Raw genomic sequence first — 24,168 nt, forward strand, 5'->3', positions numbered from 1 at the left:
TCCCGGGTGAAGCCCCGACGGGCCCCGCGGGTGAAACCGCGACGGGTCTCCCGGGCGAGACCCCGCAGGGGGAGCGGACGCGGCACGTGGACCTCCGGATGCGGATTCGGGGATACCGCACCCAGCCTGGGCGAGTTCGCCACACTTCGCCCTGTTTGTCTGCACCAGAAGGGTGAGGGCCGTCCGGGGCCGACACCCCGAACACTCACGCAACGTCACATGCGGTCGGCGCAAGGAAGGAACCCGTCCAGATGCAGGCAGAAACGATCTGTCAGAACGGGTGGTTGTTCCGGGACACTGGACAGTGGCTGCGATGCCCCGAGGCCAGCCTCTATGATCGGCACTTTCCTGCACGGACACGGCTTGTGCGGCCGCCCCTCACCGGTCGACCGCCCCGAGAGACCCATACGAAGAACGAGTGCACTGCGGGAGCGAGCGGTGAGCGGAACCTCCGAAGGGCCGGCGCCCGCGGCAGACCTCGTCCGGCCGGCCGTCACAGAGCGTCACATCGAGTCATCTCCTCGTGCGTCGGCCGAGGCGCATCACGGCACGTCCCGATCCCCTGCCTCCACTCCGGGCACATCCGTCGCATCTGGAGTCCCTGACGCCTCGTACGTCCCGGGCGAGCCCCTCCCCGCCGCGGCCGCCGAACCCGACGGAACGTCACCCCGCACCCACCAGGCCGCGTTCGCCGCCGCCCCCCTCGCCATGGCCGTCGTCGACCGCGAGGGTCTCGTGGTCACCGCCAACGCATCGCTGAGCACGCTGCTGGGCGCCAGGGCCGGGACACTCCCCGGCAAGAACGCCGCCGACCTCGTCGACCTGGCGTCCGACGCCCGCACCTGGCACGCGTACCGCGAGGTGCTGCGCGGGCGCCAGGCACGGCTGCGTTTCACCCGCCGGCTCAAGCATCCCGACGGCCACTCCCTCTGGGTCCAGGTCACGGTCGCTCCGCTGTCGCCCCAGGAGCCCGCGGTCCTGCTGTCCGTCACCGACATCAGCGCCCGGCGTGAACTCCAGGCCCGTCTGCGCCACTTGCAGATGCACGACCCGGTGACCCGGCTGCCGAACCGCGCGCTGTTCTTCGAACGCCTGTCGGCCGCGCTGGAGGCGGAGGCGTACGAGGAGGGCGGCACCGGCCGGATCGGGCTCTGCTATCTGGACCTCGACGGGTTCAAGGCGGTCAACGACACGCTCGGCCACCGGGTCGGGGACCGGCTGCTCGCGGCCGTCGCCGAACGGCTGACGCGCTGCGCCGACGAGGCGGGGTACACGAGAGCGGCCACTCCGCTGGTGGCCAGACTGGGTGGCGACGAATTCGCGCTGCTCGTCGAGGACTCCACGGGGACCGACCAGGTGGCGGACCTCGCCGAATCCGTCCTGAAGGCGCTCCAGGCCCCCTTCGACCTCTCCGGCCAGCGGCTGTCGCTGTCCGCGTCGATCGGGGTCGTCGAGCGGCGCGCCACCGGCACGACCGCGACCGGTCTGATGCAGGCCGCCGACACGACGCTGTACTGGGCGAAGGCCGACGGCAAGGGCCGCTGGACCCTGTTCGACCCGGAGCGCAACGCCCACCGCATGACCCGCCAGGCCCTCTCCTCCACGCTGCGCGCGGCCGTGGACCGGGGTGAATTCGCCCTGGAGTACCAGCCGTTGGTGGGCATGGAGGACGGCGGCGTGCGCGGGGTCGAGGCGCTCGTCCGCTGGCACCACCCGCAGTTCGGCATGCTGACGCCGAATCGGTTCATCGGATTGGCGGAGGAGGACGGCTCGATCGTGCAGCTCGGCCGCTGGGTGCTCGCCACCGCGTGCCGGCAGGCCCGCCGCTGGCAGCTGGACCACCCGGACGCGCCGCCGATCTTCGTCAGCGTCAATGTCGCGGTCCGGCAGGTGTGGGACTCCGACCTGGTCGCGGACGTGGCGGAGATCCTCGCGGAGACCGGGCTCGCGCCGCACCTGCTCCAGCTGGAGCTCACCGAGTCCGCGGTGATGGGTTCGGCGGGCCGCCCGCTGCAGGCCCTCCAGTCGCTCAGCGACATGGGCGTCCGCATCGCCATCGACGACTTCGGCACGGGCTACTCGAACCTCGCCTACCTCAGTCGTCTGCCGGTGTCCGTGCTGAAGCTGGACGGCTCGTTCGTCCGCGGCTTCCAGTACGAGGCCCCCGACAGCGGCGACCGGGGCGCCGACGGCGCGGCCGCGCAGGCGGGCGCGGCCGACGAGGTGATCGTCGAGGCCCTCATCCAGCTGGCCCACCGGCTCGGCCTGACGGTCACCGCCGAGTGCGTGGAGACCGCCTCGCAGGCCTCCCGGCTGCGCGGGATCGGATGCGACACCGGCCAGGGATGGCTGTACTCCCGGCCGGTGGCGCCGGATCGTATCTCCGCACTGCTGACCAAGGCCTGCGCGCAGGCCTGAGGCCGCCGGGTTCAGGCCTGCGGCAGGCCGTAGGCGTCCGCGATCAGTTCGTACGAGCGCAGCCGCAGGTCGCCGCTGTGGGCGTGGCTCGTGATCATCAGCTCGTCGGCGCCGGTGCGCTTCTGGAGGTCGTCCAGACCCGACCGCACCTCGTCCGCGGTGCCGTGGACGACGTTGGCGTTCCAGGAGTCGATGAACTCCCGCTCCATCGGGCTGTAGTCGTACGCCTCCGCCTCCTCGGGCGTCGGGACCAGACCCGGGCGGCCGGTGCGCAGACGGACCATGTTCAGGGCCGCGGCCATGACCTGGCGGCGGGCCTCCCGCTCGTCGTCGGTGGCGAGGGCGGAGACGCCGATGAGGGCGTACGGGGCGTCGAGGACGGCGCTCGGCCGGAAGGACTCGCGGTACAGGTCCAGGGCCGGGATCGTGTTCTGCGCCGAGAAGTGGTGGGCGAAGGCGAACGGCAGGCCCAGGACGCCGGCGAGGCGGGCGCTGAAGCCGGAGGAGCCCAGCAGCCAGATGGGCGGGCGGTGCGGGGACTGGACGCCGCCCGGGGAGGTCGACTGGACGGGGCCGGGGACCGCGTGGATACGGGCATAGGGGTGGCCGTCCGGGAAGTCGTCGTCGAGGAAGCGGGTGAGTTCCGCGAGCTGCTGCGGGAAGTCGTCGGCGCCCTCGTCGAGGCGTTCGGCGCGGCGCAGGGCCGCGGCCGTGGCGCCGTCCGTGCCGGGGGCGCGGCCCAGGCCCAGGTCCACCCGGCCCGGCGCCATCGCCTCCAGGGTGCCGAACTGCTCCGCGATCACCAGGGGAGCGTGGTTGGGGAGCATCACTCCGCCCGACCCGAGGCGGATGCGGGTGGTGTGGGCGGCCAGGTGGGCGAGGATCACCGCGGGCGAGGACGAAGCCACGCCGGGCATCGAGTGGTGCTCGGCGACCCAGTAGCGGTGGAAGCCGCGGGACTCCGCGAGGCGCGAGAGGGCGACGCTGGTCCGCAGCGCGTCCGTCGCGGTGCGGCCGGCGCCGACCGTGACCAGGTCCAGTACGGACAGGGGTACGGGTGCGCTGCCGAGCGCGGTGCCTCGGGTCTCGTCCGTCTCGTCCACCGGGGTGCCTCCTGCTTTCGCTTGCGTACGACGCGTGGTTCGCGGAGTACGAACAGGAGGGTGTCTCCGTTTATTCCCGGTGCCGGGGCGCGGCCCGTCTCCCGCGGACCGCGCCCGGGGCCCTTCGCCGGTGCCGGGACGGGCCGGGTCCCGGCCCGTCCCGGCGCCGGCAGGCCTTACGGCATCTGCACGATGGGCTCCCTCGTGAAGAGCGTGCCGAGGTCGGGGGCGTTGACCCGGCGGTCCGCCAGACGGAGTGCCTCCCACACGGTCACCTGGTTGGCGGTGAGGACCGGCTTGCCGAGGGCGTCCTCCAGGGCGGGGATGTGCGAGGCGGTGTGCAGGGCGGTGTCCGGCAGCAGGACGGCCTCCGCGTCGGGATGATCGGCCGCGCGGGCCATCGCGAGGACCTGGTCGGGCCCCCAGGTGGCGACCTCCGCGGCCGTGACGATCCCCGAGCCGCGCACGCCGACCACCTCCACGCCCGCGTCCTTCAGGAACGCGGCGAAGAGCGAGGCCACGTCGTCGGGGTAGGTCGCCCCGACCGCGACGCGGTGGGCGCCGACCTCCCCCGCGGCGTGCGCGAAGCCGAAGGACGTGGAGGAGGCGGGCAGACCCGCCGCCCGGGCGAGGGCGCGGACCTGGTCGTGGGCGCCCTGCCAGCCGTACACGAAGCTGGCACTGGTGCAGGCCCACACCACCGCTTCGGCACCGGACAGGCGCAGCTCCTCGACGCCCGCCGCGAGCCTGGCCTCCGAGCCCATCTCCAAGAGCGCGTCGACGCGGTGGGCGTCCTCGCCGATGTCCGTGTGGACCAGGGCCAGGCGGATGTCGCTGCCGAGCAGCTGCTCCATGCGCGGGTAGTCGTCCTCGGCCGAATGACCGGGGTAGAGGAATCCGAGTGCGGTCATGCCCAACCTTCCTGTTCTTCCGGCAGTACCGGTCCCCCACGGGCGGACTTGTCCATCAGCCGCTGATAAGGGCCCACCGCCCGGGTACCCAGCTGGCGCAGCGCCGCCCACATCGTCACCTGGTTGGCCGAGATCACCGGGATGCGCAGTTCGGCCTCCAATTGGGGGATGACGTCGTACGTCGGAAGGTTGGTGCAGCTGATGAAGAGGGCGTCGGCGGCGGTGCGCGCCGCGTGCCGGGCCATCGTCACCACGTCGCGGTACGGCACCTTCCAGATGTGCCGCGTCAGGCCCAGCGAGGACCGCCCGGTGACGCCGATGCCGGCTTCCGCCAGGTACTCCTCCAGGGACTGGGTGACCGAGACGGTGTACGGGGTGACCAGGGCGATCCGCCGGGCGTCGAGCTCCCGCAGCGCGTCGAGGAGGGCACCGGAGGTGGTGAGTGAGGGGACCGCGCCCGCCCGGGTCATCGCCTCGCACATCGCGCGTTCGCCCGCGACGCCGCCGACGAAGCTGCCGGAGGTGCAGGCGTACGCGACGACCTCGGGCGCGACGGCGTTCAGCGCGCGCACCGCGTCACCGAGCGTCTCGTGCTCGGAGACCAGCCGGGCCAGGTCGAGACTCACCTCGACCGGCACGAACGGGGTACGCGTCAGATGCAGGGAGACGTCGTCGGGCACCCATCGCCACAGCTCACGGTCGAGAGCGAAGTCGAAGGGCGCGACGACGCCGATGCCGCGCTGTTCGCGGGGACCGCCGAGAAAAGAGACATCCATCGCAGTCACCGGCCTCACGAAGGGAAACGGGTGGACAACGGACCGTAGGTGGGCCCGTGTTGACGAAGGTAGGTTCGGGTGCGAGCGTGGTCAATCCGCGCATCTCAGGCGGCCCCGAGCGCACGTCCGACCGCATGATCCGCCCCGGGATCCCGCCTCCGGAGCCCCGGAGAACCGCCTCACACCTTCCCAGGAAAGCGGACCCGCGTTGCGAAACGGTTTCACCCGATGAACGCCTCCACGTCACCTCACGGACCCGGCCCGCAGCCCCCGACCCGGCTGCTCGTCCTGGACGCCGAGCCGCCGCCCCGGCTCGGCAGACTCACCGGCCGGGTGCGGATCGAGCACGCCGACGCGACCACGCTGGCCGAGCGGCTGCCGTACGCGGACGTACTGCTGGTGTGGGACTTCACCTCGGACGCCGTACGCCGTGCCTGGCCGGGCGAGGGCCCGCGGCCGCGCTGGGTGCACACGGCGAGCGCGGGCGTGGACCATCTGATGTGCCCCGAGCTCACCGACTCGGACACGGTGGTGACCAACGCGCGCGGTGTCTTCGACCAGCCGATCGCGGAGTACGTCGCCGCACTGGTGCTCGCCATGGCGAAGGACCTGCCGCACACCTGGGACCTCCAGCGGCAGCGGGAGTGGCGGCACCGCGAGTCGCAGCGGGTGGCCGGCACCCGCGCCTGTGTGGTCGGCTCCGGCCCGATCGGGCGGGCGATCGTCCGCACGCTCAAGGCGCTCGACATCACGACGGCGCTGGTGGGGCGGACCCCGCGCACCGGGATCCACGGCCCCGGGGAGCTGGACCGGCTGATGGCGCGCGCCGACTGGGTGGTGTCCGCGGCGCCGCTGACGCAGGACACGTACGGGATGTTCGACGCGCGGCGGTTCGGCATGATGCAGCCCTCCGCCCGCTTCATCAACATCGGACGGGGTCAGCTGGTGGTCGAGGAGGCCCTCGCCGAGGCGCTGTCGAAGCGGTGGATCGCGGGCGCGGCCCTCGATGTCTTCGAACACGAACCGCTCGGCCCCGAGAACCCGTTGTGGCAGGTCCCGGGACTGATCGTGTCGCCGCACATGAGCGGGGACACAGTGGGCTGGCGGGATGAACTGGGTATGCAGTTCGTGGAGTTGTACGAGAGGTGGGCGGCGGGCAAGTCGCTCCAGAACGTCGTCGACAAGAAGCGCGGGTACGTGCCGGGACACTGAACTCCCTTTGGAGGGGCCGATGTCGGAACTCACCGAGCTGACCGCGGTACAACTCGTCGACGGCTACCGCAAGGGCGAATTCAGCCCCGTGGAGGCGACGCGGGCGGTCCTGGAGCGGGCCGAACACGTCCAGCCCGCCGTGAACGCGTTCGTACGGCTGGACGCCGAGGAGGCTCTGGCCCGGGCCGGGGAGTCGGAGGGGCGCTGGCGGCGCGGCGAGCCGGCGGGCCTGCTCGACGGTGTCCCCGTCACCGTGAAGGACATCCTGCTGCAGCGCGGGCATCCCACACTGCGCGGATCGAGGACCGTCGACCCGGGGGGCCGCTGGGAGGAGGACGCGCCGTCGGTGGCCCGGTTGCGCGAGCACGGCGCGGTCCTCGTGGGCAAGACGACCACGCCCGAGTTCGGCTGGAAGGGCGTCACGGACTCGCCGCTGTCCGGGGTGACCCGCAATCCGTACGACGTCTCGCGCACCGCGGGCGGCTCCAGCGGGGGCAGCGCGGCGGCCGTGGCGCTCGGCGCGGGCCCGCTGTCCCTGGGCACGGACGGAGGCGGCAGCGTCCGCATCCCGGCCGCGTTCTGCGGGATCTTCGGTCTGAAGCCGACCTACGGAAGGGTGCCGCTGTATCCCGCGAGTGCCTTCGGGACGCTGTCGCACGTGGGTCCGATGACGCGGGACGCCGCCGACGCGGCGCTGCTGCTGGACGTGATCAGCGGTCCGGACGCCCGGGACTGGTCCGCGCTCGGGCCTGCGGCCGGCTCCTTCGTGGACGCGCTGGAGGGCGGGGTGCGGGGGCTGCGGGTCGCGTACTCGCCGTCGCTGGGCGGGCAGGTCGCGGTCCGGCCCGCCGTCGCGGCGGCGGTGCGGGGGGCGGTGGAGCGGCTCGCGGGTCTCGGCGCGTACGTCGCCGAGGACGACCCCGACTGCACCGATCCGGTGGACGCCTTCCACACGCTCTGGTTCAGCGGGGCCGCCCGGGTCACCCAGCGGCTGGGGCCCCACCAGCGGGAGTTGCTCGACCCCGGCCTGCGCGAGATCTGCGCGCTCGGCGCCCGGTCCGGCGCACTGGACTACCTCGCCGCGGTGGACGTCCGCATGGAGCTGGGCCGGCGCATGGGCCGGTTCCACCAGTCCTACGACGTCCTGGTCACGCCGACACTGCCGCTGACGGCCTTCGAGGCGGGCGCGGAGGTGCCCGCCCGCTCCGGTCACCGGCGCTGGACGGGCTGGACCCCGTTCACGTACCCGTTCAACATGACGCAGCAGCCCGCGGCGACCGTCCCCGTCGGGGTGGACGGGGACGGCCTGCCGGTGGGTCTGCAGATCGTGGCGGCGCGGCACCGCGACGACCTCGTCCTGCGGACGGCGCAGGCGCTGTACGAGGCGGGCGTCGCCGGGGTCGCTCCCCCGGTACTCTGACACCCGGCCGGGGTCGCTCCCCCGGTGCTTCGGCGCGCCCGGCCGGGAGCGACCGCCGCGCCGGGACGCTCACGCCCGGCGGAACCGGAGCGCCTCGCCCTGTGCGCCGGTGCGCCACAGGTCGTTGCAGGCCTCGGCCATCGCGTCGAGGCCCTCGACCACCTGGCCCCAGACGATCCCCGGCACCCAGCCGACGTCCCCGTTCAGGAGCAGGTTGTTGCGCTCGTAGAACAGGGCCAGGTCCACCACCGTCGTCCCGGCACGGACCTCACGGTCGTATCCGTAGGCCTGCGTGCCCAGTTCCGCGCCCGCGAAGGAGAAATAACAGAGGTCTCCCGGAATAGGGGTAACTGTCGGATTTTCCAGGGGTGGCTCCGATTTCACGAAAGGCGGGAAAAGGGCGTAGATCTCATTGCGCGCGTATTTCGCGTGGTAGACGTCCCCGCTCAGTGGAAGCGCGTCCCACACCGCCGCGCAGGTGATCGGCGCCCGGTCGTCGAGCAGTTTCGCCGTGCAGTCGACTCCCCTTTTGACCAGGGAGACTTCGATGTAGCGATCAGCCATGCATTCCATGGTCCCGCGGGAGTCAAGAGGGCCTCGGACATTCTTCGGCGTGTACGGGCGCAAATTGATCCGCATGGATCGCATGGCACCGGGTAGCCGCGCGGCCATGGCTCCACCACTTGGCAAGGACGGTTATGGTGCGGAGAAACGAGGCCCGTTCGGGGCCCCCGGCAAAGGCGCGAGCCGGCGGTCGCTGCTCGCGGGTGTCTCCGCGCTCGGTGCCGTCGGCGCGCTGGGCGCCGCCGGTTGCAGCCGGGTCGCCACGGCGTCCGGCACGGACGGTGGTGATCTCCTCGACCGGCTGAAGGCGCAGGGCGTCGTACGGCTCGGCATCGCGGGCGAGATCCCCTTCGGATACATCGACAGGAACGGCGAGCTGACCGGCGAGGCGCCGCAGCTCGCGAAGGCCGTCTTCAAGCGGCTCGGGATCGACCGCGTCCAGCCGGTCCCCACCGAGTTCGGCTCGCTCATCCCCGGACTCAACTCGCAGCAGTTCGACGTCGTGTCGGCCGGGATGTACATCAACCCCGAGCGCTGCGAACAGGTCATCTTCGCCGACCCGGACTACCAGATGCTCGACGCGTTCATCGTGCGCAAGGGCAATCCCATGGACCTGCACGACTACAAGGACGTCGTGGCGAAGAAGGCGAAGTTCGCGACCGGCACGGGCTACGCCGAGATCCAGTACGCGGTGGAGGCCGGGTACAAGGAGAGCGACATCCTGATCGTGCCCGACCAGGTCGCCGGGCTGAACGCCGTCGAGGCGGGGCGGGCCGACGTCTTCGCGGGGACCGCGCTGACCACGCGTGAGGTGGTCAAGAAGTCCCGCAAGGCGGAGAGCACCAAACCCTTCGCGCCCCTGGTCAAGGGCAAGCCGCACGTCGACGGCGGCGGCTTCGCCTTCCGGTCGAGCGAGACGCGGCTGCGGGACGCCTTCAACGTGGAGCTGCGGAAGATGAAGGCGAGCGGCGAACTGTTCCGCATCCTCCAGCCGTTCGGATTCACCAAGGCGGAGATGACCGACATGACCGCGAAGGAGCTCTGCCGCGGATGACATCGGGACTCTGGGAACTCGTACTCAAAGGCATATGGGTCACCGTCCAGCTGCTGTTCCTCAGCGCCCTGCTGGCCGGCGCCGTCTCCTTCGTGGTCGGGATCGCGCGCACCTCGCGGCTGTGGATCGTCCGCTTCCTCGCGGGCCTCTACACCGAGGTGTTCCGCGGCACCTCCGCGCTGATCATGATCTTCTGGGTGTACTTCGTGCTGCCGCTCGCCTTCGGCTGGCAGCTCGTCCCGATGTGGGCGGGCACGCTGGCGCTGGGGCTGACGTACGGCGCGTACGGCTCGGAGATCGTGCGCGGCGCGCTGAACGCGGTCGATCCGGCACAGCGTGAGGGCGGTATCGCGCTCAGCTTCACGCCCTGGCAGCGGATGCGGCTGATCCTGCTGCCGCAGGCGGTGCCCGAGATGATCCCCTCCTTCTGCAACCTGCTGATCGAGCTGCTCAAGGGCACGGCACTGGTCTCCGTCATGGGCATGGGCGATCTGACCTTCAGCGCCAACCTGGTGCGGCTGGCGCTCCAGCAGAGCGCGGAGATCTACACGTACGTGCTGCTCATCTACTTCGTCATCGCCTTCCTGCTCACCCGGGTCATGCGCGGTCTGGAGAAGCGGCTGAAGGCCGGCATAGGCAAGGAACCGGAGCGCGGCGCGGACCGGCGTGGGCTGCGCCGGGCGGAGAGCACCGGCGTGGGCGCCGGTGCGGGCGCGGCGGGAGGTGGCGCATGAACTGGGACTGGAGCGCGGTCGGTGACTTCATGCCGCACTTCTGGGACGGCCTGCTGGTCACTCTGCAGGCACTGGCGCTCGGTTCGCTGATCGCCTTCGCCCTCGGTCTGGTGTGGGCGCTGCTGATGCGGACGCCGACACGGTGGGTGCGCTGGCCGGTCGGTGTCGTCACCGAGTTCGTCAGGAACACCCCGCTGCTGGTGCAGCTGTTCTTCCTCTTCTACGTGCTGCCCGAGTGGAACATCGCGTTCTCCGCGCTGACCACCGGTGTCGTCGCGATCGGGCTGCACTACTCGACGTACACGATGCAGGTCTACCGGGCCGGCATCGAGGGCGTGCCCGTCGGCCAGTGGGAAGCGGCCACGGCGCTCAGCCTGCCCGTGCGGCGCACCTGGACCGCGGTGATCCTGCCGCAGGCGATCCGCCGTGTGGTGCCCGCGCTCGGCAACTACGTCATCGCGATGCTGAAGGACACCCCGATGCTGATGACGATCACCGTGCTGGAGATGCTCGGCGAGGCGCGGCTGTACTCGCAGCAGCACTTCCAGTTCACCGAGCCGCTCACGGTCATCGGCGTGGCCTTCATCCTCATTTCCTATCCGGCTTCCCTGCTTCTGCGAGCCCTGGAGCGACGTCTTGTCCGCTGACACCAACCCCGTACCCGCGAAAGACCTGAACGCCAATCCGCCGGTGGACGGCGCCGAGCTGATCCGCTTCGAGAAGGTCACCAAGCGCTTCGGCGACAACACCGTCCTCGACGAGCTGGACTTCCGCGTCGACTCCGGGAAGCACGTCACCCTGATCGGCCCGTCCGGCTCCGGCAAGACGACGATCCTGCGTCTGCTGATGACGCTGGCCAAACCGGACGCCGGCACGATCACGGTCGCCGGGGACCGGCTCTTCCCGGCGAGCGAGAAGGAGGTCCGGGAGGTCCGCAAGAAGATCGGCATGGTCTTCCAGCAGTTCAACCTGTTCCCGAACATGAGCGTCCTCAGGAACATCACCGAGGCGCCCGTCACCGTCCTCGGCATGTCCAAGGACGAGGCGGAGGCGCGGGCCCGTGAACTGCTCGACCTGGTCGGGCTCGCGGACAAGTGCGACGAGCGTCCGAGCCGGCTGTCCGGCGGCCAGCAGCAGCGCGTCGCGATCGCGCGGGCGCTGGCGATGCGGCCGCAGGTGCTGCTGCTGGACGAGGTGACGTCCGCGCTCGACCCCGAGCTGGTCGCCGGTGTCCTCGACGTCCTCCGTGACATCGCCCACACCACCGACATCACGATGCTCTGTGTGACCCACGAGATGAATTTCGCCCGGGACATCTCGGACCAGGTCCTGATGTTCGATTCCGGCCACGTCATCGAGTCCGGTCCGCCGGAGAAGATCTTCAGCGATCCGGAGCAGGACCGCACCCGGGAATTCCTCAGTGCGGTTCTTTGACTACCGGGAGTGAACGAGGGGCGGGCGGGGAGCGCGCGGGGCAAGGCCTGAGGTCCGACGGTCGGGTCATGCCCCGCGTGCCGTGACCGGGGCATATGCCAGAGTGTCGCGTCGCTGCTGAGAGCGTCCGGGTACGGCATCAATCTCGTCAACGGACGCTCACAGCCCGCTCTTTGACGGTTATCGTGGAGTGAGCCCGGCCGTCCGGGCTGTGTCGTTTTTGAGCCGGGCCCATGAAGCGCAGGGGGAAACCGTGGCGCTGAAGAACGAGCCGACCGCGCCGTACCACTCGGCCCAGGACGCCCTGCGCGTCCTGGAGACGGTGGCACGGCACTCCGCCGGTGTCACCGACGCCGACCTCGCCCGCCAGACCCGCCTCGGCACCGAACGTCTGACCGCACTCCTGCGGATGCTGCGCCGGGAGGGATACGTCGAGCAGATCGCCGACGGCGCGTACGTCACCGGTGCGTCCCTCAGCCGCCTCGGCTCGGCCCAGGAGCGTGACCTGGCCCTGCGCGAGAAGCTCCAGCGCACCCTCGACCGGCTGCGGGACTCGGTCGGCGCGGCGATCTACATCAGCCGCTACATCGACGGCGAGGTGCACGTCACCCAGTACGCCGACAGCCCCGCGGCACCGGCGGTCAACGAATGGGTCGACTTCCGCTCCTCCGCCCATGCCAGCGCGGTCGGCAAGAGCCTGCTCGGCCAGCTCGACCACAACGGCCGGCGCGACCATCTGGCCCGCCACAAGATGGCCCGCCTCACCTCGCGGACCATCACCAACGAGCGGCTGCTGCTGTCCCGCCTGGAGGCGCAGGCGCCGACGGTGCCCGTCCTCGATCTCCAGGAGTACGCGGTCGGCACGGTCTGCGCGGCCGTGCCCATCACGGCCGGCTCCTCCGTGGGCTGCCTCGCGCTGTCGCTGCCGGTCGAGCACGCGCACCGGCTCCGGGAGGCCGCGGACACCCTGAACCGCGGCGCGGCGCCGGTCCTGCTCTCCCTGGCGATCTAGGGGCTGGGCGGGTGGTCGGGAGCACCCCCGCGGACCAGGTAGTATTTCTTTTGTCGCCGACCGCGAGAGCGGGAGGCGGGAGTCATGCGCCGCTAGCTCAGTTGGTTAGAGCAGCTGACTCTTAATCAGCGGGTCCGGGGTTCGAGTCCCTGGCGGCGCACATCGGTGAAGGCCCTCCACGCGAGTGGGGGGCCTTCACGCATGTCCCGGTCCTGCCGTGCGCCGGTCCTACCGTGCGCCGCCCCTCACCGCGACGTCACGAACTCCGTCAGCGCCCGGGCCAGCAGCCCCGGGTCCCGCGCCCCGCACAGCTCACGCGCCGAGTGCATCGACAGGCCCGGCACGCCCACGTCCACCGTGGCGACCCCGAGGCGGGCCGCGGTGATCGGGCCGATCGACGTGCCGCACGGCATGACGTTGTGGGAGACGAACGGCTGCCACGGCACGTCCGCCCGTTCGCAGGCCGCGGCGAAGGCGGCGACTCCGGCGCCGTCGGTGGCGTACCGCTGGTTGGCGTTGACCTTGACGACGGGTCCGGCGTTGGGCAGCGGCCGGTGGTCCGGGTCGTGGCGTTCGGGATAGTTCGGGTGGACGGCGTGGGACATGTCGGCGGAGACGCAGAACGCGCCCGCGAGGGCCCGGCTGACGTCCTCCCCGCCGCCGCCCCGCGCGGCGACGCCCCGGCCCAGCACCCGCTCCAGAAGAGGACCCTGGGCTCCCGACTCCGAGCCGCTGCCGACCTCCTCGTGGTCGAAGGCGGCGAGCACGGGGACGTACGCGGGCGGCCGGGAGGTGGTGGCGGCGGCGACCAGGGCGGTGACGCCGGCGTGGACCGAGATCAGGTTGTCCAGGCGCGGCGAGACGATGAACTCCTCGTCCATGCCCAGGTAGCCCGGCGGCTGGAGGTCGTGCAGCATCAGGTCCCAGCCGAGGACCTCGGCGACGTCGGCGTCGGCCTCGGCGGCGATCCGGCCGAGCAGCGCGCCCGGTTCGACGTCGCCGAGCCCCCACAGCGGGGTCATGTGGCGCTGCCGGTCCAGGGCGAGACCCTCGTTGACGTTGCGGTCGAGGTGGATCGCCAGCTGCGGCACACGCAGCAGCGGCTTGTCGACGCGGACGAGCCGGGTCGATCCGTCCCGCAGTGCCAGCCGGCCCGAGACCCCCAGGTCGCGGTCGAGCCAGGTGTTCAGCGGCACGCCGCCGTAGATCTCCACGGCGATCTGCCGCCAGCCCGCGGCGCCGGTGTCCGGCGCGGGCTTGACCCGCAGGTTCGGCGAGTCGGTGTGGGCGCCGATGATCCGGAACGGGGTGCGGGCCGGCGCGCCCGCGGGGACGTACCAGGCGATCAGCGCCCCTCCCCGTACGACGTATCTGCCGCCTTCGGCACCGGCCGTCCAGTCGTCCGTCTCGCGCAGCTCCGCGAAGCCGGCCTTCTCCAGGCGCTGCGCGGCGCTCGCGACCGCGTGGTACGGCGAGGGGCAGGCCGAGACGAAGGAGAGCAGGTCGTCGCTGTGACTGCGGTCATGCGTGGGGGACATGGGTGCCTTCCGGGTGCTGTCGAGGGTCGAGGTGGTGCGGCAGCGGGGCGCCGGGCCCGGGTGCACGGGTCGGCCGGTATACGGCGGTCCGGTCGTCGGGAATCTCCTGAACGTCGGGGGGTGGACGGTGCCGGTGACAGGAAGGACGCACGGCGGGGCCTCGGCGATGAGTCCGGGCCCGCGCCGCGGACGGCAGGGTGGTGGTGTCCGGCCGGCGGGTCAGCGCCCGGGCACCCCGGCGTCGTCCGGGCGTTCGTTGTACGCACTGGGCGCCCCCTCCGCGTCGGCTCCTCGGACGGCGTACAGCCGCAGCAGGTAGATGCCCGCGACCACGACGGCGACCCCGTGGGACCAGGCCACGACGGTGAGCGCCGAGAACCGTTCGAGGGCCGCGGACACGGCGATCATGCCGAGTCCGAAGCCGAGGTTCTCGACGGTGGCCGAGAGGCCGAAGGCATGGCCGCGCAGCGTCTCCGGCAGGGTCTGGAGGTGCGAGGTGTAGGACACCTCGGTGAGGCCGTCCGCGGCGCCGGCGACCAGCGCGACCCCCATCGTCACGGCCATGGGGAACCCGGCGAAGCCGAGGACGAACGCGCAGGACATCACCGTGGTGCCCAGGCCGAAGCCGAGCGCTCCGACGGACCGGCCGGTGCGCCGGGCCCAGCGCTGGATCACCTGCTGCGCCAGGACGTTGCCCAGTGCCCAGAACAGCCAGAAGCGGCTGACGAACGCGGCCGGGTCGTCCGGGTCCAGCGCGCTCGAATAGACGGGCAGGGCGGCGTTGTGCGACGAGGAACCCAGCGCGTCGACACCGCGCAGCAGGACCATCAGCCCCAGTGCGGGCACGGCGGTCAGGGCCGTCACCGCACCGAACACGCCCTCCCCGCGCCGGCGTTCGCGGCCCGGCGGCTTCTCGGCGGCGGACCGGGCGCCCTTCGTCGTGTCCCGCTCCGGCGCCGGCAGCCGTCCCACCGCGGCCGCGCAGACCAGGAAGCTGGCGGCGTCCACCAGGAAGGCCGCGGTGAATCCCAGCCACGGCACCACGACGCCGGACGAGGCGAAGCCGGCCACCATGGCCAGTGAACGGCCGCCGACCATCAGGGAGTTGGCCCAGCTGCGCCGGTCCGGGCCGACCAGGTCCGGGACGGAGCTGCGCAGCGCGACCGTGAAGACGGTGCCGCACGCGCCGACCACCGCGGACACCGCGAACAGCACGCCGGTGCGCAGTCCGCCGCCCGGCGTCACGACCAACAGGAGCATGACAAGCGCCTGGGCGACGGTGGACCACAGCATCACGGGCTTGGCCGCGTGGCGGGCCAGCAGCCGGCCCGCGACCGTGCCGGCCAGGAACCCCGCCCCGAGCCGGACCGCCATGAACAGGCCCATGGCGAGCGCGCTGCCGGTGGTGGCGTAGACGAACAGGTTGAGCGCCACCATGTTGAGGAAGGTGCCGTACGAGGAGACGGAGTACCCGGCGACCAGGACGCGGTAGCGCCCGTCGCCCGTCACCGGCAACACGCCACGAGCCGCCCCCGCACGGGGCGCGGCGCAAGCGGTGCCCGGAGGCGGTGCGTGGCGAGCGGCGCCCGGGAGGAAAGCGTCCCGGGCCGGAGCGGCAGGCTCCGACGCCCCCGCACCGCGCCGGCATGAACGGCTTCGACGTCCGTGACCCGGATCAGGCGACGCATGTTCCCCCTCTTTTCTCGGCTCCTCCGCACAGGTGTACGGGTGCATACTCCCCCCGAGGAGCGGTGGGAATTCCTCTCCCGCACACCCCTTCGGGAGCGGGTCCGGCCGTGGTGAGAGGGACGGGGACCCAGGGGGTTTCGTTCGGATCAGCCCGGGTCCGCGACGCCCGGCACGGCACCTCGCCGCGTTGTCGGACCACCCGAGTACGCCCGGTACGCGAGTGATCCTCCGCCGTGCGACGCACCGCACCGGACGCCGCGGCCCGATCCGACCTGATCCAACGAATCCCCCTAGCCGCGCAGATAGGCGAGCACGGCGAGCACGCGTCGGTGGGTGTCCTGCGCCGGGGGCAGGTCCAGCTTTCCCAGGATGTTCCCGATGTGCTTGCCGACGGCCGCCTCGGTGACGACCAGCTCCCGGGCGATCGCGCTGTTGGACCTGCCCTCCGCGACCAGCCCGAGCACCTCGCGTTCGCGCGGGGTCAGCGCCTCCAGCGGATCACGTCTGCGGCGCAGCAACTGCCGTACGACTTCCGGGTCCACGACCGTCCCGCCCGCGCCGACCCGCTCCACCGCCTCGGCGAACTGCTCGACCTGCCCGACACGGTCCTTGAGGAGGTAGCCGACGCCGGTGCCGTCCCCCGTGTCGAGGAGTTCGGCGGCGTAGGCCCGCTGCACGTACTGGCTGAGGACCAGGACCGGCAGGCGGGGGTCCGCGGCGCGCAGGGCGAGGGCCGCCCGCAGCCCCTCGTCCTGGAATCCGGGCGGCATGCGTACGTCGGTGAGGACGAGGTCGGGCGAGTGCGCCGCCACCGCGTCCCGCAGCGCCCGCGCGTCCCCGACGGCCGCCACCACCTCGTGCCCGAAGCGGCCCAGGAGCCCCACCAGCCCCTCCCGCAGCAGCACGCTGTCCTCGGCGAGCACCACTCTCAGCAAGGGATCTCCATGTGCAGCACGGTGGGCCCACCGGACGGGCTGTCGACGGTCAGTGTGCCATCGAGGACGGCGAGCCGGTCCGTGAGTCCGGTGAGGCCGGTGCCGGCCCGGGCGTCGGCGCCACCGCACCCGTCGTCGCGCACCTCGATCCGCAGTCGGCCCTCCCCCGGCCGTCGCCGCGCGTACCGTCCGCTGATCCACACCCGCCGCGCCCCGCTGTGTCTGCCCACGTTGGCGAGCGCCTCGCGCACCGCGAAGTACGCGGCCGACTCGACGGGTTCGGCGAGCCGCGGCAGCTCGACGTCCAGCTCGACCGGCACGGCGGAGCGGTCGGCGGCGTCGGCTATGGCGTCCCCGAGCCCGTAGTCGGCGAGCACCTGCGGATGGATGCCGTGGATCAATTCCCGGAGCTCTCCGAGCACTTGGTCGGCCTCGCGGTGCGCGGCCGCGAGCCGCTGCGCCAGCTCGGGCGAGGCGTCCAGGCGGGCCAGGCCCAGCTGCATGCTCAGCGCCACCAGGCGCTGCTGCGCGCCGTCGTGCAGGTCCCGTTCGATGCGCCGCCGTTCGGCCTCGAAGGCGGCCACCAGCCGGGCCCGGGACCGGGTCACCTCGGCGAGCCGCTGCTCGGTCTCGCGGGGCGCCAGCAGCAGCCGGGCCACGGCGGCGCGGGCGCGGGCGTACCGTGCGAGCGGCCACAGCAGGGCGAGCAGGAGGACGGTGCCGCCCGCCGCGCACAGGCACGCCTGGCCGTAGGAGTCGATCAGCCAGAGCTTGGCGACGCGGGTGTCGTCGCCGGCGAGGGCGAGCTGTGCCGGCGCCCCGATCATGGCGCCGGGTATCCCGGCCGCTCCCGTCAGCACCAGCAGGTCCAGTGGCCACAGCACGGCCGCGAGCAGCACCGCGTACCCGAGTTCGCGCCAGGTCGCCCGCTCGGTAAACCGGAGCCTGGCCCAGGCGGCGAGGCCGGGCTCGTCCGGGGTGCGGTGCGGGGCCGGCACCGCAGCCGGGTCGACCAGCCGCAGCCGCCACCGCTCCACGGCCCCCACCGGGACGCCGGCCAGCGCGAGGAGCGCGAGCAGCGGCAGTCCGACGAGCAGCGGGGTCAGTGCCGCGCCCGCGACCGCGAGCACGAGCAGGCCCACGAGGAGCGGGGCGCCGACGAGCACACCGGTGACGAGGTATCCGGCCGCACGCCACGGCCCGGCTCTGCTGATCATGCGGTCACGGTAGGCGGCTACGGGCGCCCCGGGCCATATGCGCAGCGGGTGTCCCCGGGGTGGGGCAGGCCCTACCCCGCGAGCAGTTCCTCGCGTCCCCGGGCCCGGTACTGGGCGAGCAGCGCGTCGACGTCGGCCGTCTCCAGCGGCCGGTAGGCCGGCTCGCCCGGGGGCCGCCACCACACCGGGTCCGGGCAGCGGAAGCCCTCCCGTCGCAGACCCACCCGGTGGATCTTGCTGGTGGCGGTGACGGGCATCCGCTCCACGATCCGCAGGTAGCGGGGGGCCATCTTGGTCCCCAGGTCCGGCTGGGAGAGCAGGAACTCGCCGAAGGACAGCGGGTCGAAGGCGGCTCCGGGCCGCAGGGCGAGCGCCGCCATGACCTGGTCCCCGGCCACCTGGTCGGGCACCGCGTACACCGCCACGGCGGCGGCGTCCGCGTACCGGGAGAGGATGTTCTCGATCATCGCGGCGGCGAGGTTCTCGCTGTCGACGCGCAACCGGTCGTCGGTGCGTCCGGCGAAGTAGAGGAAGCCGTCGGCGTCGCGGTAGAAGAGGTCGCCGGTCCAGTACCAGCCGTCGCGGCGGCGTGCGGCATCGGCGTCCGGGTTGCGCCAGTAGCCCTCGAAGGGGTTGGGGCCGCGATTGACCAACTCCCCTATCGCCTCGGTGCCGTTGAGCAGCCGGCCGTCGCCGGTGAGGACGGCGGGCGGGCACTCCTGCCGGGTGCCGGGGTCGACCACCGCGAGGTCGTCGCCGGGCGCCGCCCGTCCGATCGCGCCGGGCGGTGTGCCGGGGGCGCGCTGGATGGCCGCGCCGCCCTCCGAGGAGCCGTACCCCTCCACCAGCCGCACCCCGAAGCGCTCCTCGAAGGCGGCGGCGTCCACCGCGCCGGCCTCCGTGCCGAAGCCGGTCCGCAGCGGGTTGTCCCGGTCGTCCGGGCGGGCGGGCGTGGCCAGCAGGTACTGGACGGCGCGGCCCACGTAGGTGAAGTACGTGGCCCCGCAGGCGCGTACGTCGGTGAGGAACCCGGAGGCGGAGAAGCGGCGCCGCAGCGCGACGGTCGCGCCCGCCGCGAGTGCGGGTGCCCAGTCGGCGATCACCGCGTTGCCGTGGAACATCGGCATGCAGATGTAGTGCGTGTCGTCCGGGCTCACCCCGAAGTGGTCCACGAGCGACTGTCCGGCGGCGGCGAGCCTGCCCTGGGTGCAGATCGCGGCCTTGGGGGCGCCGGTCGAGCCGGAGGTGAAGTAGAGCAGGAGGCGGTCGTCGGCGCGGGCGGTGCCGGCGTCGGGCACGGCGTCCGCGTAGGGCTCCAGGAGGCCGGCGTAGGCGGCCGTGTCGGTCACCAGGACGCGTACGCCGGGCAGGCGGAGTCCGTCGAGCAGCGGCAGATGGGCCCGCTCGGTGACCAGTACCCGGCACTCGGTGTGCAGGATGTCGCGGGCCAGTTCGGGGCCCCGCCGGGTCGGGTTGATCCCGGCGACGGCGGCGCCGGCGAGGGCTGCCGCGCTCAGCCACAGCGGGTACTCGGGCGTGTTGTCGAGCAGCACGCCGAGGTGCGGTTCGGCGCCGGGCGGCAGCAGGTCGGCGAGGAGCGCGGCCCGGGCGGCGGCACCGGAGGCCACCTGGTGGTGGCTCAGGAACCGGCCCTCGAACCACAGTCCCGGCCGGTGGTCGTCCCACCGTTCCCGTACGAGCTCCGCGACGGTGCGCTTCATGGACCCCATGGGTGCGCACCATAATTGACGACCCGTCAGATGAGGAGAGGCGCGACACCGCCGCCCGGGCCGCGGCCTCAGAATCCGCCGAGGGCGTCGTTCGCCGCGAAGGCCTCGTGGTACGTGACCATGAAGCCGATGCAGAAGGCGACGATCACTGCGAAGAACACCAGGAGGCCGACGGTGCCGGCGGCGGCCCTGCCCGGGTGCGGCGCCCGGGCCGTGGCCTTCTCGGGGCGTCCGGCCGCGTAGTGCACGGTGACGATGTCGCCCTCGACGACGGTGGACGGGCCGCCCGCCTCGTCGAAGCGGACCGTGCGCCCCTCGCGCGTCGTGTACTCGTAGACGTGGTGCAGTGTCGTGGTGACCGAGGTGCTGCCGCCGCCGCTGGTGGTCGTGTACGAGCGCAGGCAGCGCGCCTCGGCGGTCAGTCCACTGCTCCAGGCGCTCCTCAGCTCCAGCGAGCGGCGGACCACCTTGACGGCCATGAGCAGCGTCACGGCCATGATCAGTGCAGGTATGACGTAGAACAGCGCGTCCATCTCGTTCCCCCGGTGTCCGGTGCGGTTCCCCGCACGCCGCCGCGGTCCGTCGGCGTGCGGGGAACATACCCTCCGGGGAAGGAGGGGCAGCTCAAGGAAGCCTCAGAATGCGGGCGTCGGGCGAGCCGCCCCGGGGCGGGCCGGACTAGAACGTGACGTCCGCGCACGAGTAGAACGCGTTCGCCGTGTCGCTGATCGTCCACACGCCGAGGATGATGTGGTGCCCGCTCTTGCCGCCCGGCAGCGTGCCGGTGTGCGAGAACGTGGACGGGGGGCGCTGTCCGTTGTAGGGGACGGTCAGGAACGGCGTGGTCTCCAGGTCCGCGCGGGTCAGCGCGTGGTTCTGGTTCCAGCCGTTCTTGGTGATGAAGTACTTGAAGTCGGTCGTGGCGTGCACCGCGGTGAACTGCCAGCGGAAGCCGTAGCTCTGACCCGCGGTCACCTTCGTCGTCGGCCAGGCCGTGCCCGCAGGGGTCTTGGGCTGGTCCAGCTGACTGAAGTTGGTGTGGTTCGCGGAACAGATCCGGCCGTCGGCCGGGCCGGCGGCCGGGAAGCCCTTCGGGCCCTCGACGCTCTGCGGCTCCCACTGGATGTCACCGCAGTTGGCGACGCTGCCGCCGTTCGCGGCGCACATCTTCTGCCGGCTGAGGGGCTGGTCGGTGTAGCCGTGGGCGTCGGCGCCGCCGGTCGAGAGCACGAAGGTGCCCGCGGTGGCGAGGCCGAGCACGGCCGCGTACAGCTTGGCTTTCCTGGTGGTACGGATCTCGGTCGTCCGTATGCGCATGCTGCCGCTCCTGGAGGACGTGGGGGAGGTTCTCGGTGAGCTGTGCGCGCGACTTTCAGGTCTAGACCAAGTCCCAGATTATTGCCGCTAGTTGAACATGTCCATACCAATCGCGAAGCTCTCCGTCCCGCGTGCCGGGGCCCGGCCGCGATGCCGCCTCCCCGGACCGGCCGCACGGGACCCCGCACGGCCGGACCGCCCGCACGCCTACGAGGAGGCCTCCCTGCGCCCGGTGTAGAAGGCCACCGTCAGGTCCTTCACCAACGCCTTGCGTTCGTAGTCGTCGAGCTCCACGAGCCCCCGCATGGTCAGCCGGGTCACCGTGTCCTCGACCGAGTCGACGACGGAGCTCAGCACGGTGTCGCGGTGCTGGGCGTCCAGGGCGGCGACGCGGCGGCGCTGCATCACGGCCGCGACCTCGGGCGCGTACTCGATCCGGATCGGCTGCACCGAGAACACCTCCAGCCCCACCGGTGCCGTGTCGGCGGCCACCAGCCGGGTCAGCGCCTCACCGACCGCGTCCGTGTTGCGCAGGGTCACGTCCTTCACGACGGCGGGCGGCAGTTCCGCCGGAAGCTGCGACAGCAGCCGGGTGAGCGCCGCCTCCACGCACGCCCGCAGATACTCCTCGTGGTCCTCGATGCCGAGCGTGGCCCGCGCGGTGTCCTTCACCCGCCAGACGACGAGCACCACCACACGCAGCGCGACCCCGTTCGCGTCGACCACCGACATCGGCTCGCTGCGCCAGTGCCGCAGCCGCACGTCCACCCGGCGGCGCAGCACCAACGGGTTGATCCACATCAGTCCGGTGCGCCGGACCGTGCCGCGGTAGCGCCCGAACAGCCCGAGCACCCAGGCCCGCCCGGTCCGGCCGCGGGCGAGCCCGCCGAAGCCGAACAGACCGAGCGCACCGGCCCCCGCGTACGCCGCCCACTGCACGGGCCCGAGCCCGGCACCCGCGGCGGCCGGCAGCTCCAGCGCCCCGGTCACGGACGGCGGCAGCGCACCAGACCACCACGAGGTGAGCACACACCCGGCCACCCCGCAGGCCCCGGCCAGCACTCCCGCCGCTCCGGGCAGCACCCGGGCGGGCCGCTCCACCAGCTCGGGCTCGACCTCCGGCACCGGGCGCGGCGCCTTCCCGGGAACGGACCGTCTGACCCTCGGCTGTTCACCGGTGCCGCGCCTGCGGCCCACGACGGCGGGCGCGAGCGGCACGGAGACGGGCTCCGGGTCGTCCCGGAAGAGCAGGTGGACGGGGATCTCGGTGGTCGCCTCGTTCTGGATGAGGCGCGCGGACCGCGGACCGCCGGCGCCCTCCACGGTCGCATCGGACCCGGAGGCCGGAGAGGACGCCCCTTCCGACTCCGGGGTGTGTGACGTCGTCGTGCTCATAGCTGCCTCCATGCCTCCGCGCCTGGAAGTTTCGTGAGAACCCGGGACGGGCCCGGGAATCGCCGGGCCGTGACGGACGGACCCGGAACCGACGGACGGACGGACCAGATGTTCGCGAGGCTCCGGGACGGTGCTCAGGAGAAGAGCCGCCGCCATGTCTCCGGCCCCGGATAGCCGTCCGCGGCGCCGCCGCGCCAGCCCTGGGACCGCTGGAACGCCTCCACGTTGCGCCGGTCCGCCTCACCCCAGCGCGGACCGGGCCCCGAGGTGTAGTACTTGCCGAACCCCTTTATGACCAGCTGCCGCCCGAGCCGGGTGACATGGGCGTTGTCGGCGCCGGGCCGGAACATGCCGCGCCCCGGGTAGCCGGGCACGCCGTGCGAGGACCCGCCCGGCGTCTGGCTGCCGTCCTGCCCGGTGCCCTCCTTGCCGCCGGAGGACCCCGTGGAGCCCGAACCCCCCGCCGCCGCACCGGGGATGTCCTTGCCCTTGCTGCCCACCAGGTACGACCAGGTCTGCGGCCCCGGCAGCCCGTCCGCGTCCGCCCCGGTCCAGCCCTGCGCCCGCTGGAACGCCTGGGTGGCCCGCCGGTCCGCGTCCGACCAGCGCGGCCCCGGCCCCGAGGCGTAGAAGCGGGCCGCACCCCGGTCCACGAGGAGACGGCCCAACTGGGTGACGTAGGCGTTGTCCGCGCCGGGTCCGAAGTACGCCGAGCCGGGATAGCGTGCCGTCGCGGTGCCCGGGGAGGACGCGCCCGCACCGGTCGTGGTCTCCGCGAGCCCCTTGTACCGGTAGGCCAGGTAGCCGGTGGAGTGCGACCAGTAGGCGTACGGCGTGGACTGCTTGCGGGCGTGCGGGCGGGTCTGCTCGTAGGCGATGTAATAGGTGTGCGTGTAGTCGGTCCAGCCGCCGAAGAGGACGACGTGCGAGCCGTTCTGCGGGTCGGCGGGATTGTGGAACAGCAGGATGTCGCCGGGCTGGAGCTGGTCGCGGGAGACGCGCACCCCGAAACCCGCGAGGCTGCCGGTCCATTCGTTGCCGGGCAGGTTCCAGGCCATCGAGACGAAGCCGGAGCAGTCCTGCCGGTACCCGTCCGACCAGTACGCGCTCATGCTGTACGGCACCTTGCCGGAGACCCAGGCCTTCGCCCGGTTGATGATCGCGGCCCGGGTGGTCGTGGGCACCGCGGCCCCGGGCCTGGCCGGTTTCGCGGGTCTGCCCGCAGGTCCGTGCAGCGGGGCCCGGCCGCCCTGCGGGGTACCGGGTTCGTCGTCCGCGGGGGCGCCCGGCCGGGCGGGTCCGTGCGCGACCGCGACCGCCGGCACCGACTGGCCGGCGCCGAGGACGGTGCCCGCCGCGGCGGCCAGGACGAGCGCCCTGCGTGCCGCCGGATGGCCCACGGGTCCGGGCAGCGCGGAAGCGGGCATCACACGCCGCCAGTGCACGCATCCGGGGCAGTCGCAGTCGCCGGCGGGATCGATCTCCTCGAACACCGGAGCATCCATGCGACTCCCCTCATACTCCCCGTCAAATTGTCCGCATTTCTGCACATTCGCCAGTCTGGCAACTGTGCCCCGGTGTCGCATGTTGACGGTCCGAATGATGTACGCCACCCGGGGGCCCCGCCTCACCCGGAGCCGGCCGCGCCCGGCTCCGCCCGAACCCCTCCCCCTGGCGCCCACCGCACCCGCCCGGCCCGCGACCACTCC

The 24,168-nt window shown here is 72.4% G+C and carries 21 protein-coding genes and 1 tRNA gene; 9 read left to right on the forward strand and 13 right to left on the reverse strand.

Going from position 1 to position 24,168, the window contains the following annotated elements:
• The first annotated feature begins 438 nt into the window (after positions 1-438).
• Positions 439-2,418, forward strand: a complete 1,980-nt coding sequence (locus ACSYGO_RS19385; RefSeq protein ID WP_426680732.1) for a putative bifunctional diguanylate cyclase/phosphodiesterase — start codon at positions 439-441, stop codon at positions 2,416-2,418.
• Between the two features lie 11 nt (positions 2,419-2,429).
• On the opposite strand, the gene ACSYGO_RS19390 is transcribed toward ACSYGO_RS19385, so the two are convergent.
• From ACSYGO_RS19390 to ACSYGO_RS19400, 3 genes are all read right to left on the reverse strand, one after another.
• Positions 2,430-3,521 carry an LLM class flavin-dependent oxidoreductase gene (locus ACSYGO_RS19390; RefSeq protein ID WP_426680731.1) on the reverse strand — a complete coding sequence of 364 codons (1,092 nt, stop codon included), beginning with the start codon at positions 3,519-3,521 and terminating at the stop codon, positions 2,430-2,432.
• 176 nt (positions 3,522-3,697) lie between these two features.
• The gene (locus ACSYGO_RS19395; protein WP_426680730.1) at positions 3,698-4,432 is read right to left on the reverse strand and encodes a maleate cis-trans isomerase family protein; all 735 of its coding nucleotides are present in this window, start codon (positions 4,430-4,432) and stop codon (positions 3,698-3,700) included.
• Complete coding sequence (locus tag ACSYGO_RS19400; protein ID WP_432186020.1) at positions 4,429-5,208, reverse strand: maleate cis-trans isomerase family protein; 780 nt, start codon at positions 5,206-5,208, stop codon at positions 4,429-4,431. Before ACSYGO_RS19400 ends, ACSYGO_RS19395 begins: the two co-directional genes overlap by 4 nt.
• Before the next feature lie 228 nt (positions 5,209-5,436).
• On the opposite strand from ACSYGO_RS19400, the gene ACSYGO_RS19405 reads away from it, so the two are divergent.
• Entirely contained in the window at positions 5,437-6,420 is a 984-nt protein-coding gene (locus ACSYGO_RS19405; protein WP_460387143.1) for a D-2-hydroxyacid dehydrogenase, read from the forward strand.
• Positions 6,421-6,439: 19 nt separating this feature from the next.
• Positions 6,440-7,840, forward strand: coding sequence for an amidase (locus ACSYGO_RS19410; RefSeq protein ID WP_426680727.1), 1,401 nt, complete (start codon positions 6,440-6,442; stop codon positions 7,838-7,840).
• A 69-nt stretch (positions 7,841-7,909) separates the two neighbouring features.
• Here the strand turns inward: ACSYGO_RS19410 and ACSYGO_RS19415 are convergent, their stop codons facing one another.
• A complete protein-coding gene (locus tag ACSYGO_RS19415) occupies positions 7,910-8,404 on the reverse strand; it encodes a DUF3830 family protein (RefSeq protein WP_028803476.1) in 495 nt (164 codons plus the stop codon).
• Positions 8,405-8,510: 106 nt separating this feature from the next.
• Here ACSYGO_RS19415 and ehuB point away from each other — a divergent pair, with 106 nt between their 5' ends.
• The 6 genes from ehuB to ACSYGO_RS19445 all read left to right on the forward strand — a co-directional run bounded on the left by ehuB (position 8,511) and on the right by ACSYGO_RS19445 (position 12,798).
• The gene (ehuB, locus tag ACSYGO_RS19420) at positions 8,511-9,458 is read left to right on the forward strand and encodes an ectoine/hydroxyectoine ABC transporter substrate-binding protein EhuB (RefSeq protein ID WP_460387144.1); all 948 of its coding nucleotides are present in this window, start codon (positions 8,511-8,513) and stop codon (positions 9,456-9,458) included.
• Positions 9,455-10,192: an ectoine/hydroxyectoine ABC transporter permease subunit EhuC gene (gene ehuC / locus ACSYGO_RS19425; protein WP_426680725.1), complete on the forward strand. Its 738-nt coding sequence runs from the start codon at positions 9,455-9,457 to the stop codon at positions 10,190-10,192. Before ehuB ends, ehuC begins: the two co-directional genes overlap by 4 nt.
• On the forward strand, positions 10,189-10,839 hold the full coding sequence (gene ehuD, locus ACSYGO_RS19430) for an ectoine/hydroxyectoine ABC transporter permease subunit EhuD (protein WP_028803473.1): 651 nt from the start codon (positions 10,189-10,191) through the stop codon (positions 10,837-10,839). Before ehuC ends, ehuD begins: the two co-directional genes overlap by 4 nt.
• Complete coding sequence (gene ehuA / locus ACSYGO_RS19435; protein WP_426680724.1) at positions 10,829-11,626, forward strand: ectoine/hydroxyectoine ABC transporter ATP-binding protein EhuA; 798 nt, start codon at positions 10,829-10,831, stop codon at positions 11,624-11,626. The genes ehuD and ehuA overlap by 11 nt, the downstream gene beginning before the upstream one ends.
• A gap of 253 nt (positions 11,627-11,879) precedes the next feature.
• A complete protein-coding gene (locus ACSYGO_RS19440; RefSeq protein WP_426680723.1) occupies positions 11,880-12,638 on the forward strand; it encodes an IclR family transcriptional regulator in 759 nt (252 codons plus the stop codon).
• Positions 12,639-12,724: 86 nt separating this feature from the next.
• Positions 12,725-12,798, forward strand: a tRNA-Lys gene (locus ACSYGO_RS19445).
• Between the two features lie 85 nt (positions 12,799-12,883).
• On the opposite strand, the gene ACSYGO_RS19450 is transcribed toward ACSYGO_RS19445, so the two are convergent.
• The 9 genes from ACSYGO_RS19450 to ACSYGO_RS19490 form a co-directional block, all read right to left on the reverse strand.
• Complete coding sequence (locus ACSYGO_RS19450; protein WP_435228757.1) at positions 12,884-14,176, reverse strand: M18 family aminopeptidase; 1,293 nt, start codon at positions 14,174-14,176, stop codon at positions 12,884-12,886.
• Between the two features lie 219 nt (positions 14,177-14,395).
• Positions 14,396-15,613: an MFS transporter gene (locus ACSYGO_RS19455; protein WP_460389739.1), complete on the reverse strand. Its 1,218-nt coding sequence runs from the start codon at positions 15,611-15,613 to the stop codon at positions 14,396-14,398.
• A 542-nt stretch (positions 15,614-16,155) separates the two neighbouring features.
• The gene (locus tag ACSYGO_RS19460; protein WP_426680721.1) at positions 16,156-16,800 is read right to left on the reverse strand and encodes a response regulator transcription factor; all 645 of its coding nucleotides are present in this window, start codon (positions 16,798-16,800) and stop codon (positions 16,156-16,158) included.
• A complete protein-coding gene (locus tag ACSYGO_RS19465) occupies positions 16,794-18,017 on the reverse strand; it encodes a sensor histidine kinase (RefSeq protein ID WP_426680720.1) in 1,224 nt (407 codons plus the stop codon). The genes ACSYGO_RS19460 and ACSYGO_RS19465 overlap by 7 nt, the downstream gene beginning before the upstream one ends.
• 71 nt (positions 18,018-18,088) lie before the next feature.
• Complete coding sequence (locus ACSYGO_RS19470) at positions 18,089-19,747, reverse strand: long-chain-fatty-acid--CoA ligase (RefSeq protein ID WP_460387145.1); 1,659 nt, start codon at positions 19,745-19,747, stop codon at positions 18,089-18,091.
• Positions 19,748-19,815: 68 nt separating this feature from the next.
• Positions 19,816-20,280: a DUF3592 domain-containing protein gene (locus ACSYGO_RS19475; protein ID WP_426680718.1), complete on the reverse strand. Its 465-nt coding sequence runs from the start codon at positions 20,278-20,280 to the stop codon at positions 19,816-19,818.
• Between the two features lie 145 nt (positions 20,281-20,425).
• Positions 20,426-21,064 carry a lytic polysaccharide monooxygenase auxiliary activity family 9 protein gene (locus ACSYGO_RS19480; protein WP_426680717.1) on the reverse strand — a complete coding sequence of 213 codons (639 nt, stop codon included), beginning with the start codon at positions 21,062-21,064 and terminating at the stop codon, positions 20,426-20,428.
• Positions 21,065-21,271: 207 nt separating this feature from the next.
• The gene (locus ACSYGO_RS19485) at positions 21,272-22,459 is read right to left on the reverse strand and encodes an SPFH domain-containing protein (RefSeq protein ID WP_426680716.1); all 1,188 of its coding nucleotides are present in this window, start codon (positions 22,457-22,459) and stop codon (positions 21,272-21,274) included.
• Positions 22,460-22,593: 134 nt separating this feature from the next.
• Positions 22,594-23,964 (reverse strand): peptidoglycan-binding protein, encoded by a 1,371-nt coding sequence (locus ACSYGO_RS19490; RefSeq protein ID WP_426680715.1) that lies wholly within the window; start codon positions 23,962-23,964, stop codon positions 22,594-22,596.
• Between the last annotated feature and the right edge of the window lie 204 nt (positions 23,965-24,168).

Source organism: Streptomyces krungchingensis (assembly GCF_054729265.1).

Coding starts and splice junctions, on each gene's coding strand:
- ACSYGO_RS19395 (WP_426680730.1), bottom strand. CDS start 4,432: ATGACCGCACTCGGATTCCTCTACCCCGGTCATTCGGCCGAGGACGAC.
- ACSYGO_RS19400 (WP_432186020.1), bottom strand. CDS start 5,208: ATGGATGTCTCTTTTCTCGGCGGTCCCCGCGAACAGCGCGGCATCGGC.
- ACSYGO_RS19405 (WP_460387143.1), top strand. CDS start 5,437: ATGAACGCCTCCACGTCACCTCACGGACCCGGCCCGCAGCCCCCGACC.
- ACSYGO_RS19410 (WP_426680727.1), top strand. CDS start 6,440: ATGTCGGAACTCACCGAGCTGACCGCGGTACAACTCGTCGACGGCTAC.
- ACSYGO_RS19415 (WP_028803476.1), bottom strand. CDS start 8,404: ATGGCTGATCGCTACATCGAAGTCTCCCTGGTCAAAAGGGGAGTCGAC.
- ehuB (WP_460387144.1), top strand. CDS start 8,511: ATGGCTCCACCACTTGGCAAGGACGGTTATGGTGCGGAGAAACGAGGC.
- ehuC (WP_426680725.1), top strand. CDS start 9,455: ATGACATCGGGACTCTGGGAACTCGTACTCAAAGGCATATGGGTCACC.
- ehuD (WP_028803473.1), top strand. CDS start 10,189: ATGAACTGGGACTGGAGCGCGGTCGGTGACTTCATGCCGCACTTCTGG.
- ACSYGO_RS19450 (WP_435228757.1), bottom strand. CDS start 14,176: ATGTCCCCCACGCATGACCGCAGTCACAGCGACGACCTGCTCTCCTTC.
- ACSYGO_RS19455 (WP_460389739.1), bottom strand. CDS start 15,613: ATGGTGGCGCTCAACCTGTTCGTCTACGCCACCACCGGCAGCGCGCTC.
- ACSYGO_RS19465 (WP_426680720.1), bottom strand. CDS start 18,017: ATGATCAGCAGAGCCGGGCCGTGGCGTGCGGCCGGATACCTCGTCACC.
- ACSYGO_RS19470 (WP_460387145.1), bottom strand. CDS start 19,747: ATGGGGTCCATGAAGCGCACCGTCGCGGAGCTCGTACGGGAACGGTGG.
- ACSYGO_RS19475 (WP_426680718.1), bottom strand. CDS start 20,280: ATGGACGCGCTGTTCTACGTCATACCTGCACTGATCATGGCCGTGACG.
- ACSYGO_RS19480 (WP_426680717.1), bottom strand. CDS start 21,064: ATGCGCATACGGACGACCGAGATCCGTACCACCAGGAAAGCCAAGCTG.
- ACSYGO_RS19485 (WP_426680716.1), bottom strand. CDS start 22,459: ATGAGCACGACGACGTCACACACCCCGGAGTCGGAAGGGGCGTCCTCT.
- ACSYGO_RS19490 (WP_426680715.1), bottom strand. CDS start 23,964: ATGGATGCTCCGGTGTTCGAGGAGATCGATCCCGCCGGCGACTGCGAC.